Consider the following 17,637-nt stretch of genomic DNA (forward strand, 5'->3'; position numbering starts at 1 on the left):
AGACGATGGCCTGCCTGCGCGAGCTCTACCGCGAGGGAGACCGGCCCGGCACACACGACCCCCTCACCTCGCTGGACGAACGGGTCACCTTCATCGCACACAGGATGTCGGCGCTGTTGCGGGCGGGCGCGGAACTCGCCGGCCTCACCCGGGCGGGTCGGTGAGAGCCTCACGCATGACACGGAACTTCGACTCGGTCTCGGCGAGTTCGGCGTCGGGGTCGGAACCGGCGACGATGCCGCCCCCTGCGAACAGGCGTGCTTTGCGGCCCTCCACACGTGCGCAGCGCAGGGCGATACCCCACTCGGCGTTGCCCGCGCCGTCGACCCAGCCGACCGGGCCGGCGTAACCGCCGCGGTCCATCCCCTCGACCTCGGCGATCAGGCGCATCGCCGTCTCCGTCGGAGTGCCTCCCACCGCGGCCGTGGGGTGCAGGGCTGCCACGGCGTCCAGGGACGAGACCCCGTCGGCGAGCCGGGCGCGCACGGGCGTGGCCAGGTGCTGCACGTTGGCCAACCGCAGCAGGTGCGGCGTACCGGGCACGTCGAGCTCCTCGGCCAGCGGGCCCAGGGCGGTGCGTAGCGACTCCACGGCCAGGTGGTGTTCGCGGTCGTCCTTGGCCGAGGCCATGAGGTCCTCGCCCAGGGACCGGTCGTCCTCCTCGTCGTCGCCGCGCGGACGTGTGCCGGCCAACACCAAGGAGGTCAGGCGGTCGCCTTCACGGCGCAACAGCAGCTCGGGGGTGGCTCCGACCATGCCGTCCACGGAGAAGGTGAAGCAGCTCGGGAAACGGCGGCGTAGGCGTCCCAGGAGCACCCGGACGTCGATGGGCCCGTCGGTGACTGCGACCGAGTCGCGGGCCAGCACCGCCTTGTCGAGGTGGCCTTCGCGGATGCGGGAGACGGTGTGCGCGACCGCGCTCTTCCACTGCTCCGGCGTCAGCGAGCCGTCCTGCCACGTGACCGGCCCCACGGGGCGGGCGGGGGAACGGTCGTGGGTGAGCTCGGGCGGGTGGGTGCCCGGGCGGTCGCTGACTGTGGTCAGCCAGGTGCGGCCGTCCTTGCGCCCCACGAGCACCCGCGGGACCACCAGCGCCGTTCCGGGCGAGGCCGGCGCGAAGGCGAACGTGCCGAAGGTGACCGGTCCGGTCCCGGGCAGGCCGACCTCGTCACGGACGTCTGCGCCGGCCACCAGCTCCTCGATCCAGCGGGCGGCCTCGGAGAAGCGTGCGGTGTCCACGGGGGAGGTGCCATCGGGGGAGGGGGCCAGGTCCAGACGCACCGCTTCGCCCCAGCCCACGAGGCCGTCGTCCCCGGAGAGCCAGGCCAGGGGCGCCCCGGCGGGCAGGTGATGCACCAGACTCTCGGCGCTGCTGCGCAGTTCGACGGTGCGGACGACGAGCTCGGGTGGGGTCAGGGCGGAGTTCACGGCACCCGAGTCTAGGACGTCGTTCGGGAGGGTGTGTCCGATTCGGCCGTGGCCCGAGGTGCGTGCGCGCCGGTCGGCCGTGCTTCCGCGGTGAGCTGCGCGAGAGGCCCGGTTGACCCCCCGTAGGGGCACCAGTACCCGGCACCCCCGCGGTTGCGTGGATCGTGTGCCATGAGCAAAGATCTCCGATGCCGTGGCCGTGCGACGTTGTCCACATCAAATCTGAATCGATGCTGAATCTTGACATCTTGTCCTACTCTGGAGCGCGGTGTGGCGCCTTGCGGACGGCGGCATGCGAGACCACCTCTCGGAGGAGACGTTCTTATGGGTTCTGTGGCACGGTCGTCCATGGCCTCGCCGCGCATCATGACGCGGTGGGGTGCGGCAGGCGCTNGGGGGCGACGGCCCCGAGGGCACCTCCGGCGACCAGGCGGCCCCCTCCGCGATGTGTGAGGCGGGGCAGGACAAGCGCGACATGCGCGGCGCCTGGCTGACCACCGTGCGCAACATCGACTGGCCCTCCGAGCCCGGACTGTCGGAGCAGGAGCAGAAGGAGGAGCTCGACGCCTGGCTCGACGACGCCGTCGACATGAACCTCAACTCCGTGTTCCTGCACGCGCGCCCCACCGCCGACGCCGTCTACGACTCCGACATGGAGCCCTGGGCGCGCTACCTCACCGGTGAACAGGGCGGGGACCCCGGTTACGATCCGCTCGAGTACGCCGTCGAGCAGGCGCACGAGCGCGGCCTGGAGATGCACGCCTGGTTCAACCCCTACCGGATCGGGCTCCTCGAGCCGGATCTGGAGAACCTCACCGACGACCACCCGGTCAGCCAGAACCCGGAGTGGCTCGTCGAGCACGGCAACGAGGCCTACGTCGACCCCGGCAACCCCGAGGTCCGCGAGTGGGTCACCGACGTGATCATGGACGTCGTCGAACGCTACGACGTCGACGGGATGCACTTCGACGACTTCTTCTACCCCTACCCCGTCGAGGGTGAGGAGTTCGGCGACGACGCCATGTGGGAGGCCCACGGCGGCGACTTCGATCAGCGCGAGGACTGGCGCCGGGACAACGTCGACCAGCTCATGCGCGACGTGCACGGCCAGATCCAGGAGACCAAGCCCTGGGTGAGCTTCGGTGTCTCCCCGTTCGGCATCTGGCGCAACGACTCCACCGACGACAGCGGATCGCCCAGCTCCGGCCTGCAGTCCTACGACGACCAGTTCGCCGACACCCGGACCTGGATCGAAGAGGGCACCATCGACTACGTCGCCCCGCAGCTGTACTGGGAGCGCGGATTCGAGACCGCCGACTACGAGCAGATGACCGACTGGTGGGCGAACGAGGTCGAGGGCACCGGTGTCGACCTCTACATCGGCCAGGGCGCCTACCGCCTGGGCAGTGACGACTGGAGCGACGACGACGCCCTGAGCGCCCAGCTCGACTACTCCGCCGAGAACGAGCAGGTCGTCGGCGACATCTACTTCTCCATCAAGGACATGCGCGAGAACGAGGCCGCCGTCGACGAGCTTCTGAACTCCCACTACGACCGGCCGGCACTGCCCCCGCAGGTGGACTCGGGCCAGGACGCCCCCCAGGTCGGCGCCGTCCAGGGTCTGGACGCCTCCGTCGAGGACGGCACCGCCCAGGTGAGCTGGGACGCGGACGAGGACGCCCGCTTCTACGCCGTCTACCGCCTGGCGGAGGACGCCGTAGAGTCCGTGGCCGGCGGTGACCCCGAGGAGCAGTGCGCCGCCCTCACCCAGGAGAACCTGGTCGAGGTCACCGGTCGGACCGGGGTGACCGACGGGGGCGCCGACGGCGAGACCGCCGGTTACGTCGTCACTGCGCTCGACGACCACCGGGCCGAGGGGCCGGTCGGAGAGGTCGTGGACGTGCGCGGCTGACCACCCGCGAGCCCGGATTCCTGTAGGTCCGCATGGAGGGGCCGCACCCATCGGCGCAGGGTGCGGCCCCTCCCGTCGTGCGCGGACCGTGGAACAGGGCCCTCGCCTTTTTGTCGCATCTGCCAGCTATCAGAACTGAAGGTGCCGCAGTTGCTGGAGAATCCGTCTGTATCCCTCGCACCTGCGGAAGATAAGGTTGGCTCCATGCCGACATTCCGGATCAGTGAGGCCGCCGATCTCCTCGGCGTCAGCGCCGACACCGTCCGCCGCTGGGTCGATTCCGGGCGCCTGCCCGCCGATCGGGGCGAGAGCGGGCACCGCGTGCTCGAGGGGGCCGACCTGGCCGCGTTCATGAGCTCGGGCGAGGACGAGGACCCCGCGCGCCGTACCTCCTCGGCCCGCAACCGCTTCCGCGGCCTGGTCACGCATGTGGTCCGCGACCGTGTCATGGCCTCCGTGGAGATCCAGGCCGGCCCACACCGGGTCGTCTCCCTCATGAGCCGCGAGGCCGCCGACGAGCTCGGCCTGGAGGTCGGCAGCACCGCCACCGCCGTCGTCAAGTCCACCAACGTCGTCATCGAGACCACCGGAGGCCGCCATGCCTGAGACCTTCCCCCGTTCCCGCGCCGCCGGTCGGAGGCCCTCGGCCCTGAGTCTGATCGCCGCCGCCACCGGCCTCAGCCTGGCCGCCACCGCGTGCGGCGGGGGAGAGGCGGACGAGGCCGGGCGGGACCAGGAGGGCGGGAACCTCTCCGGCGAACTCGACGTCTTCGCCGCAGCCTCCCTCACCGACGTCTTCGAGAGCCTGGCCGCCGACTTCGAGGACGAGCACCCCGATGTCGACGTCGTGCTCAATTTCGCCGGCAGCAGCGAACTCGCCGTGCAGATCAACTCCGGTGCCCCCGCCGATGTCTTCGCCGCCGCCGACACCGCCACCATGGGCCAGGTCACCGACGACCTCGGTCTGGATCCGGACTGGGCGGGGGAACACGGCGAGGACGGCGCGCTCTTCGCCACCAACACCCTCCAGATCGCCGTTCCGCCCGACAACCCAGCCGGGATCGAGACCTTCGACGACCTGGCCGAGGAGGGCAACGACGTGGCCTTCTGCGCCGACGAGGTCCCCTGCGGCGCCGCCACCACCGAGGCCATGGAGGCCGCCGGGACCGACGTCACCCCCGTCACCTACGAGGAGGACGTGCGCGCCGTCCTCACCAAGGTCGAGCTCGGGGAGGTCGACGCGGGCCTCGTCTACGCCACCGATGTCGTCTCCGCAGGCGACCGTGTCGAGGGCATCGACTTCCCCGAGGCCGAGGAAGCCGTCAACGACTACCCGATCGGCCTGCTCTCCGGAGCTCAGAACCCCGAGGCCGGCCAGGCCTGGATCGAACACGTGCTCGGCGGGGGCGGCGCCGAGCTCGACGCGGCAGGGTTCGGCACGCCGTGACGGCCGTTCCCCCCACACCACCGGCCGCCCCGGAACGGCGCCGACTGCGCGCCCGCTCGGGGCGGCTGCCATGGGTCCTCGTCCTGCCGGCCGTGGCCGCCGTCGCCTTCCTGGTCCTGCCCTTCGCAGGCCTGCTCATCAGCGCTCCCTGGCCCGACATGGGCGAGCGCCTGCGCGATCCCGAGGTGCTCAGCGCGCTCTGGCTCTCGTTGGCCACCGCCACCGCTGCGACCGTGGTCTCCCTGCTGCTCGGGGTGCCGCTGGCCTGGCTGCTGGCCCGCACCGAGTTCCCCGGCCGCCGCCTGGTGCGCGCCCTGGTGACCGTTCCCCTGGTCATCCCGCCCGTGGTCGGAGGTGTGGCCCTGCTTCTGGTCCTGGGCCGCAACGGAATCCTCGGGACCCACCTGGACGCCTGGTTCGGGATCACCGTCCCCTTCACCACCGCAGCCGTGGTCATGGCACAGGTGTTCGTGGCGATGCCGTTCCTGGTCATCAGCGTCGAGGGGTCCCTGCGCGGGGCGGACCGGCGCTACGAGGAGGCCGCGGCCACCCTCGGCGCGAGCCGGACCACCGTCTTCACCCGGGTCACCCTGCCCATGGTGCTGCCGGGCATCGCGGCCGGCGCCGTGCTTTGCTGGGCCCGTGCGCTCGGGGAGTTCGGCGCGACCATCACCTTCGCCGGCAACTTCCCCGGAACCACACAGACGATGCCCCTGGCCGTCTACATGGCCATGCAACGCGACCCGGAGGCCGCCGTCGTGCTCAGCCTCGTGCTGCTCCTGGTGTCCCTGGCCGTCCTGGTCACCCTGCGCGAGAGGTGGGTGAACGCCTGATGGGCAGCTTCCTCGACGCCGACCTGCGGCTGAGCCGCGGCACGTTCGAACTCCACGCGGCCCTGGGAGCCGAACGCGGGGAGATCCTCGCACTGCTCGGCCCCAACGGTGCCGGGAAGTCCACCGCCCTGCGCGCTCTGGCCGGCCTGGTGCCCCTGGAGGCCGGACATGTGCGCGTGGGCGGGCGCGACGAGACCACCACGCCGGTGGAGCAGCGCCCCATCGGCATGGTCTTCCAGGACTATCTGCTGTTCCCGCACATGAGCGCCCTGGAGAACGTCGCCTTCGGGCCCCGCTGCCAGGGCGCCGACCGGGCCCAGGCGCGCGAGCGCGCCGCGGGGCTGCTCGAGCACCTGGGCCTGGCCGAGCACGCCGTTGCCCGCCCCGGGCGGCTCTCCGGGGGTCAGGCCCAGCGTGTGGCCCTGGCCCGGGCGCTGGCCGTGCAACCGCGCCTGCTGCTGCTCGACGAACCCATGGCAGCCCTGGACGCCAGTACGCGGGTGGAGGTGCGGGCCCGCCTGCGGCACTGGCTGGAGGGGTTCGACGGGACCACGGTCCTGGTCACCCACGACCCGCTGGATGCCATGGTGCTCGCCGACCGGATCGCGGTGGTCGAGGAAGGCCGCGTGGTGCAGCAGGGCACCCCCGCCGAGGTCGCCCGGCGGCCCCGCACCGCGTACGTGGCCCGGCTCGTGGGGCTCAACCTCTTCCACGGGACGGCCGAGGGGACCACGGTCACCCTGGACGCGCAGGGGGAGGCGGAGACGGTGGAGGTGCGCCTGCCCGCCCCCGCGGAGGGCCCGGCCCTGGTCGCTTTCCCGCCCCGGGCCGTGGCGCTGTACTCCGAACCCCCGCACGGCAGCCCGCGCAACGTCTGGCAGGTGCGGGTGGACGGGGTGGAACGCTTCGGAGACCAGGTCCGTGTGCACCTGGCCGGCCCGCCCGACCTGGCTGCCGATGTCAGCCCCGCCGCCGTGGCCGAACTCGGCCTGGTGCGCGGACAGGCGGTCTGGGCGGGTGTGAAGGCCGCCGAGGTGGAGTGTTACGGAGCCTGACCGGCCGCTCCGTGCCGCAGCGCGCGTTTGGCGAACGGGGTCGGGGAAAAGCTGCCCTCAACGGGATACTCGCGGCGCGGCCCGGGGACACTGTAGGGACCCGGAGACGGCGGTGAGTCCCCCTACGGCTGAGGAGGGTGTCATGTCCCTGAGAGAGCATGAACGGCGTATCCTCGCGGAGATCGAACGCAAGCTGGACGAAGAGGCGCCCGATCTCGCGGACCGACTCGACACTTTTACGGCGGGGGACCCGGACGCACCGGCCGACCCGGATCTGGGGAGCTGGAAACCCTGGGCGGCGTGCGCGGTCATCGCGGCGGTGACCGCGGGCCTGCTGGTCCTGCTGTTCCTGCTCACACCGGGGACCTCGCAGCCCGAACCGTCCGGCCAGAGCGTTCCGGGTACGGGTGAGAGCCTGCCCGCCGACGAACCGGCCGGTGAGGTCGAAGCACCGGTCGGCCCCGGATCCTGATGCGCCGCTCCGGCCGTCCCGGTCGGACACACACGCACGAGGGCCCTCCGGCACAGCGCCGGAGGGCCCTTCTCCGTGTTCACGGGGGCGTTCGTCCGTGACCGCGGCCGAGGGCCGTCGGCGCCGCTGCCGGTGAAGCGCGACTCGGCCGGGGCGAGGGTAGGAGCTCTCAGGGTGAGCCCGGCGGCGACCACGGCCGTCGCAAGGCCCTCGGCGTTCGTGCCGCACCTGTTCCCCTTCCCGGTACATGTCGGGAAACGGGTGTGGAATGCGATCAGGTGCGGTGGTGCATGCACCACCGCACCTGATCCCGGAGTGCCTCGCGGGCCCCGCTGAGTTTGACCTTTGCCCGGGTTGGCCTGGGCCGTACTCGAATGCGGCTGCCTCGGCGCTACCGAGGCCATGCCTTACGTCCGATCTTGTCGCTCATGGGGGTCGCTCGGGCGACGCCGCGGGCACCCCGCGACAAAGGCCCGCACAGGAAGAGTTGCACTGCTCCCGGTGCGGGCCTCACGTCCGGACGTGGTGCGTCACGGCAGGCCGTTGGTGAAGTCGGCGGCCAGCGGACCGGCCACCGACGAACCGCCGCCACCACCGTCGACGATCAGGGCGAAGGCGACATCACCCTTGTAACCGACCATCCACGCGTGGCTGGGCAGCTCGTCATCGTCGTCGGCGTCCTCGGCGGTGCCGTACTCGGCCGTGCCCGTCTTGCCGAAGACGTCGCCCTCGAAGTCGACGTCCTCGGCGGTGCCGTCGGTGATCACCGCGCGCATCATCGGCCTGATCGCCTCGGCGTTGGCGATGGGACGAGGCTCCGGGAGATCGTCGACCTCCGGTTCGTTGACCAGCACCGGGTGCCGCCAGGAACCGTCGGCGATGGCGGACGGCAGTGTGGCCATGTGCAGGGGCGAGGTCAGGATCTGACCCTGGCCGATGCCCTGCGAGCCCAGCATGGTCGCGCTGTCCACCGCCGGGAAGACCGGTTCGTGGGAGGTCACACCGACGTCCAGCGGCTGGTTCATCCCGAACTGCTCGGCGCTGGACTGCAGTTGCTCGCCACTGAGCCGGTCACCGAGCTCGGCCACGAGCGCGGTGTTGCAGGAGGTCGCGAAGGCCTCGGTCACCGACTGCGAACCGTACTCGGCCTCGCCCGCGTTGCGGAACGGCCACCCGCCCAGCTCGTACTCCTCGGGGCAGTTCATCGTCTCTTCCGTGGACATGCCGTTGTCGAGCAGCGCGCTGTAGCTGACGATCTTGAACGCCGACCCGGGCGGATACTGGCCCTCGAACGCACGGTTGAACCCGCCGGGCACGTTCGCGGCCGCGAGCACCTCACCCGTGGACGGGCGCATCGCCACCAACCCCGCCGGGTCGTCGGCGTCGATGATCGCGTTCGCGGCGGTGTTCTGTACGTCCATGTCGATGCTGGTGGTGATGTCCTCGCCGTCGGAGCCGTCGAGGGTCGCCACGGTGTTGTCCTCGGTGGCATCCACCGAACCCTCGCCCTGGGCCTCCTCGGCGTCGACCATCACGATGGTGGTCGCGGCCTCGCCGGCCAGATGCTCCTCGTAGGTGCGCTGAAGGCCGTCCACACCGATGGTGTCGCCGACGCTGTAGGCCGGGCCGAGCCGCTCGACGTCGTCCTCGTCGGCCTCACCGAGCGAACCCGCGAGCATCTGCAGCGACCCCGAGGCGTCGGGGCCGTCCAACCGGGTGCCGTCGGCGGCCAGGATGTGGCCGCGCTCGCCCCACACGGCGGTGCGGGCCAGGACCTCGCCCTCGCCCAGTCCGGGGTAGGCGACCTCGGGGGAGAAGTCGATCCACCACTCGCCGTCATCACGCACCAGCGGGAGTTCGCCCTCCCAGCCCCAGTCGTCGGCGTTGGTCAGCGAGACGGTCACATCGTAGGAGGCACTGCCCTCGCCGCCGTCCACGGACGGCTCACCCACGTTGACGTCGATCGAGTCCACACCCAGGCCGGCGTCGATACCGCCGAGGATCTGTGCGGCGTCGTCGCCGGTGGTGGTCTCGGCCAGGGCCTCGTAGTCCTGGGCCTCCCAGTGCGAGGCGAAGGCGGTCGTGGCCTCCTCCGGCTCGGGCAGCTGCCACACGTACCAGCCGATGCCGCCGCCGGTGAGGGCGAGTGCGAGCACGCTGGAGGCACCGATGATCAGGCCCTTGCGGGACTTGCCGCCCTTGCCCTCGGGCTCGGGGGACCCGGACGCGCCGTGGTCGGCGTCGTAGCCGTCGTAGCCGCCCCCACCGCTGCCGCCGCCGTACAGGTACTCGTAACCGTCGGAGGCCGGCGGCTGCACCGGGGCAGGGCCGCCCGGGTACGGGGTGTCGCCCTGGTACGCGGGCTGACCGCGGTAGGGGTCGTCCCAGTCGCGGCCTTCGGCGTGGCTGCCGCCGAACGAGCCGAACGAGGTNCGTGCGGGGGACCGGCAGAACCCGGGCTCCAGGCGTCCGGGTCGTGGTCATCGTAGCCGGTGGAGCCCCAGGACCCCGCTGCGCCGGCGGCGCCCGCAGGCCCCAGGCCCCAGGCGGCGGGGCCCCACTGTCCGCCGTCCTCGTCGAAGGCGTTGCGGTCGTGGCCTTCGGGGCCGCCTTCACTGTGGGCGGCACTGGTGCCCCACACGTCATGTGTGCCGTGACCGGCGTCCTCGTGCGACCCCCAGGCGTAACCGCTGTGGCGCTGGTCACCTGCGCTGCCCGTGCCCCAGCTGTCATGCGCGTCATCGGCCGGGTCCGTGCCCCACGTGTGGTCGCCGTAGGCGTTGCCGGAGTCGGAACCGTAGAGGGAGTCGTGGCGCGGGGCATCCCAGGAGCTGCCCGCGTCACCGCCTGCATCCGAACCGCCACCGCCCCACGCGCCGCGCCCGTCGTACGGGCCGCTGCCCCACGTGGATCCGGCTCCGACTGCGCCAAGGCCGCCCTCATTGCTCGCGGCACTTGTGCCCCAGGCATCACTGGGGTCACGCGCTTCGGAGCTCCAGCTGTCGTGGGCGCCGTACTGGGGCTGGTCGGGGCCCCAGTCCCATGCGGAACCAGAATCGGGGCCGGTCGTGTCGTCGCTCCACGAACCGTCCGCCCCGCCGTATCCAACCTCGTCGCGGGCGCCCCGGGCGTCACTGGTGCCGTCTGCTGAATCTGCAGTCCACGTGCGATCGGGGTCGGAACCGGGGACGGAGTCCTGGCTGGTGTCTGGGCTCCGAGCGCTGCCCGCCGCGGCCCCGCCGCCTGCACCCGCACCGGCGGCGCCCGTGCCGTCGGTACCGATTCCGGGCCCCTCGGAGCCGTCCACGTCCCGGGGGCTGCTTCCGTGGACCGAACTCGCGCTCCCGGTATCGCCCGTACCCCAGGCATCGCCCGGGTGCGCGGTGCCGTTCTCGCTGCGGGCGTCACCGGCGCCCCGCGTGTCGCTTCCGCCGTCCGTGCCGCCGTGCCCGGTGCTCTCCCGGGAGCCCCGGGCGTGACCGCTGTCGGGCCGGCTGCTCGCGGCGTCGGTGCCCCAACCGTCATGTGCGTCGGAGCCGTAGGGGGAGTCCTGGCGGGCGTCGGCGTCCCAGGCGCCACCCGCGGCTGCGCCTGCGCCCGCAGCACCGGCGCTCCAGGGGTCACCTGTGTTGTCCGGTTCGCGTTCCCACGTGGGGTCGGCCCCGGCTGCGCCGGTGTCGTCCTGTGCTTCGCTGTGGCCCCGGGCGTCACTGGGGTCACCCACGTCGGAGCTCCAACTGCCGCGGATGTCGTCCTCGCGGCGGGAGGCGCCCGTCCCCCACACGTGGTCCGGCTCTGCGTTCTGCTCGCTGCCCGTGCCGGCGGGGTCCCGGGCCTCACGAGCGTCACCCGAGTCGGAACCCGTGCCGCTCTCGGCCCCCGGTGCGTCGTTGTCCGGGTCGAAGCCGCTGTCCGAGTGCGGCCCGTCGGAACCCTTCCCGGACGAGGAGGCCCAGGCGTGCACGCTGTCGCGCCGGCCGCCGGCAACCCACGCCTCGTGTACGCCGGCCCCCGGGCTGTCGTGAGCGGCGGTGCCCCAGGAACGGTCGCTGCCACTGTTCGCGGCGTCGTGGTGTGCCCGGGCCCCTTCGCTGCGGTCCCATGCGGAACCGGACACCCCGGCGTCGCCCTCGCTGTGTGAAGCGCTCGTCCCCCACGCGTCACCGGCGTCGTCACGGTCCCCGTCGCCGACGGCGCCGAAGGCGGCGGTGCCGGGCTCCCTGTCCGGCACCGGAGCTCCCCACGGTGTCCCGGGGTCCCAGGCGTCCTCGGCGCCGGGCCCGGCGGGTCCGCTCCCGGACGCTGCGTCGCCGGGGACGGGGGCGCCCCAAGGGGTGTGAAGGTCGGCGACGGGCTCGTCCGCGGCATCATCCTCGGCGTTGCTGGAAGGACCCCCGCGGAAGGGGTTGTCCCACCCGCCCCGGGCGGACTCCTCCTCGGGACGCTCGTAACCGAAACCGCCCGTCTCCTCGCGCGCGCTCTCCGGCGGCCGCTGAGGGATCCGGTACGGGTTCTGCGGGCGGGCCTCGGGGGCGCCGCCCGTGTCTGCGGAATCCTCGGGCGGCCCGGAGGAATCCGGCTGCCGGGGGGACCGTTCGTCCACGCCTGACCGTCCTTCGTTGAGTGGTCCTCGATACCACGATGCCCCGCTCCCACAGGAGCGGGAGCGGGGCACAGGGTTTGATGGCCGGCGTGGCGGTCGCCTCTCGGCGCAGGGCACAACGGGGCTCCAGGCCGTACGGTCACCCTCCCGGAAGAGGGGCCGGACGCGGTATTCCGCGAAGGCAATAGTTGAGGCCCGGGGGACACTTGCTACCACGCCGACCAACAGTGACTCTAACCCATGACGGCGACCCGTTGTTCCGGGACCTCGGAAGTGAGCGCATGCACTATGTCACGGCCGGTCCGGGCAGGAGAAGGCCGGTCCCGCAGAGGGGCGCGGGACCGGCCGGGAAGCCCGTCGGGGCAGGTCGGAGAGCGGGGCCGCGGAGGGCTCCGGGGCGTCAGCCCCAGGAGTCCCGGGCGGCCTGGGTCAGCTCGTCGCGGGTGAGCATCTTGAGCCGCTTGCGGCCGCGCTCGGCGCCGAGCTCCTCCTCGCGGGCCTCGATGCGCTGCCAGCCCTCCCAGGTGGTGAACTCGACGCCGCGCTCGCGCAGCAGGTCCCGGAAAGCCTCCGGTTCCGGCTCCACCGCCGGGGTCAGGGACTCGCGGTCGTCGACCAGGTTGGTGATCGTCTCCAGGGCGTCTCCCTTGGTGTGGCCGATCAGGCCGACGGGGCCGCGCTTGATCCACCCGGTCGCGTAGACGCCCTCCACCGGCTTCTCGTCCAGGTCCAGGACCCGGCCGGCGTCGTTGGGCACCACTCCGCGGGCCTCGTCGAAGGGCAGGCCGGCCAGCGGCGAACCGAGGTAGCCGATGGCGCGGTAGACCGCCTGGACCTCGTGGTCGATGAACTCGCCGGTGCTCTTGACGTTGCCGTCACCGGTCAGTTCGGTGCGCTCGGTGCGCAGCCCGGTCACGCGGTCCTCGCCGAGGACCTCCACCGGGTTGTGCAGGAAGTGCAGGTGCAGGCGCTTGGCGTCGCCGCGCTCGTCGCGGATGGCCCAGTTCTGCAGGATCTTGACGTTGGTCTTGACCTGGTTGGACTCCTCGCAGGCCTTCAGGCTGCCCTCGTCCATGTCGAAGTCCTCGGGGTAGACGACGACCTCGACGCCGGGCTGCTTGTCGAGCTCGCGCAGTTCCATCGGGGTGGCCTTGCACTGGGCGATGCCGCGGCGCGCGAACACGTGCACGTCGGTGACCTGCTTGGCACGCAGGCTCTCGTAGACGTTGTCGGTGATGTCGGTCTGCAGCAGGTCGTCCGCGTCCTTGGCCAGGATGCGGGCCACGTCCACGGCGACGTTTCCGGAACCGATCACCGCGACGCTGGTGCCCTCCACGTGCCAGGAGGGGGCCACGTCGGGGTGGGAGTCGTACCAGAAGACGAATTCGGACGCGCCGTGGCTGCCGGGGAGGTCGACGCCGGGTACGTCCAGGGGCCGGTCGCGGTCGCTGCCGGTGGCGAAGACGACGGCGTCGTAGTGGTGGCGCAGGTCCTCGAGTTTGAGGTCGACGCCGTACTCGATGTTGCCGTAGAAGGTGATCTCCGGCTTGTCGAGGATCTTGTGCAGGGCCCCCTGGATCTGCTTGATCCGGGGGTGGTCGGGTGCGACGCCGTAACGGACCAGGCCGTAGGGCGAGGGCAGCTTGTCGAGGATGTCGATGCTGACGGACGTGCCGCACGCGGACAGGGTCTCGTCCTTGGTGAGCAGGTCGGCCGCGTAGATACCGGCCGGTCCCGCACCAACGATTCCCACTCGCAGGGGTCGCGTCATCGCACAGCTCCAAGTCTTCGCGCCAGAGTCGGACGCCATCAAAAGGTAAGGCTTGCCTAATCTATCCGGTGTCATGCACCGGAAACCCCACTATAAAGGTAGGAAATTGTGCTCCTGCGCCGGAGCTCCCCCGGGAGGGGGTGGATGCCCCTCGGCCGCGGAAAGCCCGCTCATGGCGGGGGCGAGGCCCCTCGGCGTCCGACGGCAAGGGGCCTCATCCAGGGGTCAACGCACGGTCAGCGCCGGTTCAGCCCCCGAGTGGATGTGGGGAAAGTCACCCCTGGCCGCGCTCGAGCTCTGCCTTGACCGAAGCTGCGAAACGCGGGACCTGCTCCTGGCCCGACAGCTTGGCCACGGCCGCCATGATCGCGTCCGAGGCCTCCCGGCGGGGGCGGGCCCGGTGCGCCTGTCCCGACCACGGCGACAGGTCCACGGGGGTGCCGAACCGCACCCCGACGCGGTTGAACGAGGGGACCTTGCGCCCGGGCGGCAGGATCCGCTCCGTGCCGGACAGCGCCAGCGGCACCACCGGAGCCCCCGTGGTCAGCGCCAGCCACGCCAGGCCGGTCTGTGCCTTGTACAGGCGCCCGTCGGGGGAGCGTGTGCCCTCGGGGAAGATCCCGAAGACCTCGCCGCCGTTGATGACCTCCACGCTCTCGTCCATGGCCTCCTGGGCGCTCTGCCCGGGGCGGCGGTCCACCGACAGCGGTCCGAGGGCGCGCAGCACCCGCGAGACCGCCTTGCGCGGCAGGGTGCTCTCGTCGAACAGCTCCCGCTTGGCGATGAACCGCACCGGTCGCGGGCAGGCCGTGCCGATGAAGAGGGGGTCGATCAGCGCCAGGTGGTTGGACGCCAGGATCACCGGCCCCTCGGCGGGGACGTGGTGCACGCCCTCCACCCGCTGGGGCCACACGGCCCGGCTCAGGGGGGCGACGACGACCTTGGCCGCTCCGTACAGTGACACGATGAGGTCGACCTCTCTCGATCTGTGTGGGGCTGACGGGGGTGGGGTTCGGCCGGGACGGCGCCCGCAGCCGACCTCTCGAGCCTATCGCCGTGCATGCCGCGCCTTCGGCCACAGGTCCCTCGGAATCGATGTCGCGAAGCCCTCCCGTGATACAGGACACACACCGTAGGGTGATGGTCGGAACACAGGGTGATCGTGAAACGGGGAAGCCAGCCATGCCAACACTCGTCGACGTCAGCCACCAGATAACCGACGGGATGACCACCAGCCCCGGGCTGCCGACCCCCGAGGTCGAGGAGGCCGGCTCCGGCTCCGAGTCCGCGCCCGGAACCGGTGACGCCGGCGGCCGTGTCAGCCTCGTGGGTGCCACCGGCACCTACGTCGAGATGCCCGCCCACCGCTACCGCGACGGTGCCGATCTGGCCGACCTCGACCTCGAACGCGTCGCGGGCCTGCCCGGGCTCGTCGTCGACGCCACCGACCGCCACCCCATCGACGCCCGCCTCGTCGAGCACCTAGACGTGCGCGACCGCGCGGTGCTGCTGCACACCGGCTGGGACCGCCACTGGCGCACCGACGCCTACGCAGACCCCGACCACCCCTACCTGGAGGAGGCCGCGGCCAAGCTCCTGGTGGAGGGCGGGGCCGCCCTCGTGGGCATCGACTCCGTGGGTGTGGACCGCACGGCGCCCGCCACCGAGGGCGCCCGTCCCTCGCTCGGGCTGCTGCTCTCCGCCGGGATCCCGGTCGTGCGCCACCTGCGTGCGCTCGAGCTCCTGCCCTCCGAGGGGTTCCGCTTCCACGCCGTGCCCGCCAAGGTGCGGGGCATGGCCGCCTTCCCGGTGCGCGCCTTCGCCGTGACCGGCTGAAGCGGCAGGGCCTGCCAGGTGGACGCCTTCCGTCTCCGGCCGGCCACAGCGCCGCCGGACCGCCGAGGTGGCGGTGCGCGACCTGTGGGCCGGTGTCCGCCGAACAGGCTCTGGCCCGCCCGGTGCGGACCCCTCACAGGTCGGCGTCGACGTCCTTCTGGGCTCGGCGTCGTTCGCGTTGGGCCCGCCGCTCGGCCTCCTTCTGCGCGGCCCGCTCGTCCTGGGCCACTGCGCTGGTCATCGCACTGGAGAGGGCACGCAGCTCCATGTTGATGCGCGGGTAGGCGGGCAGCCGCGGCATCGCACCCATCCGCGGTGTGCGCCGCTCGTCCAACGACGAGACCAGCTCCTTGAAGGCCAGATCCACACGCTGCAGCGTGATGGTGCCCACCGGTTCGGGGTTCTCCAACTGCAGGGCCGACAACGCCAGGTACCCGGTGCGCTGGGTCGCCACCACCACCGGCCACAGCGGCCGCGTCGAACTGGCGCGCGGCACGTCGCCCACTGCGCTGTCGTAGACACCCCGCAGGCTCACCAGCGCCGCCCGCATGTCCCGCCGCAGCTCGTAGCGGCGCTCGTCGGAGATGCGCACGTCCTGGTCGAGCACCTCCACCACGCAGCGGCGCGCGGTGTCCAGCACCTTGATGATCGTCTGCGGGAGCCGTGTCGCCGAGGCCCTCCGCCACAGGATCAACGCCCCCGCCATACCGACCAGCGAACCCACGACGGTGTCGATGATGCGCGACTGTGCGAGCTCCTCGACGGGGTAGGGCACCGCGGTGTAGGCCAGCAGCAGCGCCATCGGGGTCATCGCCACGGACCCGTAGAAGAAGTTGCGGCCCACCACCAGCTGGGTCAGCCCCTGGAAGCAGCCCGCGACCACCACCACCGCCAGCAGCGGCAGGTTCTGGGCGAGCAGGAGGGCACCGATGAGCACACCCAGCATGGTCCCGAGCGAGCGCTGCAGCGACCGGTTCAACGTCAGGACCACGTTGCCGCCCTGCAGTACCGCGGTCGTGGTCAGCGCCACCCAGTAGTAGTGGTCCAGCCCGATCCACAGCCCCAGCGCACCGGCCACCGTCACGGTGATCCACATGCGGAGCGCGGTCGGCAGGATCAGCGACTGCCCCGTCAGGCTGGACCGCAGCGCACCCCACAGCGCCGGGTAGCGGTCGTCGTGCAGGCGGCTGCCGCGCTCGTCCTCCTCCTCGGCCTCGTCGGGGGTGCGCCTGGCCGCCACCGCGGCGCGCGCCAGCAGACCGTAGACGCGGCCCTCCAGGGAACGCGGACGCAGGCCCCGCCGCAGCTCGTCCAGGTCGTCGGGGTCGGGAGTCGAAGCCGGATCGGCCACGGACGCGGCCATCTCGTCGGCGAAGTCGGCAGCCCCGTCGGGCAGGCGTTCGGTGCGCGCCATGCACACCTGCGTCGTGGCCAGGTGGATGTCGGAGACCCACCGCAGCAGGGAACGCAGCCGGGCCGCCTCGGGAGTGCCCCGGTACCCGCGGGTCTGGGCCAGGAGCACGATCCGCCATGCGTCGGCCACCGCCACCGAGGCCCTGTGCTGGGCGTGGTCCAGCTCCTTGGTGCCCACCGCCCGCAGGAGCTTGGCGAGCTGGCGGAACGCCCCGGAGACCGCCTGGTACTCGGGGTGGCGGGCCCGCAACGCAGCGCCCGACATCGACACGCACCAGCCCACGGCCGCACCGAGCGCGGCCAGCCCCGCGTGCAGCGGCACGTCGGCCGGGCCGCCCGGGACGATCGTGGAGATGGTCCCGACCAGCACGAAGAACATCGGCCCCGGCTTGTCGACCCGCCAGGCCGCGCACAACCAGGTCGCCAGCCCCGCGGTCAGGCCGATGGAGAAGACCGCGGCCCAGGGGGAGAGCGCCGAAGCCAGCGATCCGACCGCGACCGCGGCCACGAACCCGACCCCGACCAGGGCCAGGGCGGCCGACCGGTAGGCGTAGGGGGTCTTCTTCTCGTACAGGACCGTCATCGACCCCAGGGCCGCGAGCGTGGCCATCCGGGGCTCGACGAGCAGGGCGACCGCACCGAAGGAGACGATCATCGCAACGGCGGCCTTCACCGCGGTGGTCCACTGCCAACTGGTGCCCGGCTCCAGGCCGAACAACGCCTTCAGGTCGACCTTGGGGCGGGGGCGCTCGGCCACGGTCGCGCGTCTGGGCCCCTCGTCGTGGGAACCCCCCACGTCCATGGGGCCGGTGTTTCCAGTGGTTCCCAGATCTCGCACGGTCTCCATCCTAGAGATCGGTCCCTTCG

The 17,637-nt window shown here is 72.0% G+C and carries 12 protein-coding genes; 7 read left to right on the forward strand and 5 right to left on the reverse strand.

All coding sequences use genetic code 11. The annotated features are described in order from the left end of the window. Positions 1 to 144 precede the first annotated feature (144 nt). Positions 145 to 1,428 (reverse strand): isochorismate synthase, encoded by a 1,284-nt coding sequence (locus D474_RS0109915; protein ID WP_017613428.1) that lies wholly within the window; start codon positions 1,426 to 1,428, stop codon positions 145 to 147. Between the two features lie 379 nt (positions 1,429 to 1,807). Between D474_RS0109915 and D474_RS28180 the strand changes: the two genes are divergently transcribed. The 6 genes from D474_RS28180 (at position 1,808) to D474_RS0109945 (ending at position 7,147) form a co-directional block, all read left to right on the forward strand. Then, positions 1,808 to 3,340, forward strand: coding sequence for a glycoside hydrolase family 10 protein (locus D474_RS28180; protein ID WP_017613429.1), 1,533 nt, complete (start codon positions 1,808 to 1,810; stop codon positions 3,338 to 3,340). Between the two features lie 204 nt (positions 3,341 to 3,544). Continuing rightward, positions 3,545 to 3,946 (forward strand): TOBE domain-containing protein, encoded by a 402-nt coding sequence (locus D474_RS0109925; RefSeq protein ID WP_017613430.1) that lies wholly within the window; start codon positions 3,545 to 3,547, stop codon positions 3,944 to 3,946. Continuing rightward, positions 3,939 to 4,787 carry a molybdate ABC transporter substrate-binding protein gene (gene modA / locus D474_RS0109930; protein WP_017613431.1) on the forward strand — a complete coding sequence of 283 codons (849 nt, stop codon included), beginning with the start codon at positions 3,939 to 3,941 and terminating at the stop codon, positions 4,785 to 4,787. The genes D474_RS0109925 and modA overlap by 8 nt, the downstream gene beginning before the upstream one ends. Beyond that, a complete protein-coding gene (locus D474_RS0109935) occupies positions 4,784 to 5,620 on the forward strand; it encodes an ABC transporter permease (protein WP_017613432.1) in 837 nt (278 codons plus the stop codon). The genes modA and D474_RS0109935 overlap by 4 nt, the downstream gene beginning before the upstream one ends. Continuing rightward, the gene (locus tag D474_RS0109940; protein WP_017613433.1) at positions 5,620 to 6,675 is read left to right on the forward strand and encodes an ABC transporter ATP-binding protein; all 1,056 of its coding nucleotides are present in this window, start codon (positions 5,620 to 5,622) and stop codon (positions 6,673 to 6,675) included. The genes D474_RS0109935 and D474_RS0109940 overlap by 1 nt, the downstream gene beginning before the upstream one ends. Before the next feature lie 142 nt (positions 6,676 to 6,817). After that, a complete protein-coding gene (locus D474_RS0109945) occupies positions 6,818 to 7,147 on the forward strand; it encodes a DUF3040 domain-containing protein (protein WP_017613434.1) in 330 nt (109 codons plus the stop codon). A gap of 530 nt (positions 7,148 to 7,677) precedes the next feature. Here D474_RS0109945 and D474_RS28185 read toward each other — a convergent pair. From D474_RS28185 to D474_RS0109965, 3 genes are all read right to left on the reverse strand, one after another. Beyond that, positions 7,678 to 9,465, reverse strand: coding sequence for a penicillin-binding transpeptidase domain-containing protein (locus D474_RS28185; protein ID WP_017613435.1), 1,788 nt, complete (start codon positions 9,463 to 9,465; stop codon positions 7,678 to 7,680). 2,685 nt (positions 9,466 to 12,150) lie between these two features. Beyond that, on the reverse strand, positions 12,151 to 13,503 hold the full coding sequence (locus tag D474_RS0109960; RefSeq protein ID WP_017613436.1) for an FAD-dependent oxidoreductase: 1,353 nt from the start codon (positions 13,501 to 13,503) through the stop codon (positions 12,151 to 12,153). A gap of 292 nt (positions 13,504 to 13,795) precedes the next feature. Then, positions 13,796 to 14,485, reverse strand: a complete 690-nt coding sequence (locus D474_RS0109965) for a lysophospholipid acyltransferase family protein (RefSeq protein ID WP_017613437.1) — start codon at positions 14,483 to 14,485, stop codon at positions 13,796 to 13,798. Between the two features lie 218 nt (positions 14,486 to 14,703). Here D474_RS0109965 and D474_RS0109970 point away from each other — a divergent pair, with 218 nt between their 5' ends. Beyond that, positions 14,704 to 15,357 carry a cyclase family protein gene (locus D474_RS0109970; RefSeq protein ID WP_017613438.1) on the forward strand — a complete coding sequence of 218 codons (654 nt, stop codon included), beginning with the start codon at positions 14,704 to 14,706 and terminating at the stop codon, positions 15,355 to 15,357. Positions 15,358 to 15,490: 133 nt separating this feature from the next. Here the strand turns inward: D474_RS0109970 and D474_RS0109975 are convergent, their stop codons facing one another. Further along, positions 15,491 to 17,572 carry an FUSC family protein gene (locus D474_RS0109975; protein WP_017613439.1) on the reverse strand — a complete coding sequence of 694 codons (2,082 nt, stop codon included), beginning with the start codon at positions 17,570 to 17,572 and terminating at the stop codon, positions 15,491 to 15,493. Between the last annotated feature and the right edge of the window lie 65 nt (positions 17,573 to 17,637).

It is taken from the genome of Nocardiopsis salina YIM 90010, assembly GCF_000341025.1.
GTDB lineage: Bacteria > Actinomycetota > Actinomycetes > Streptosporangiales > Streptosporangiaceae > Nocardiopsis > Nocardiopsis salina.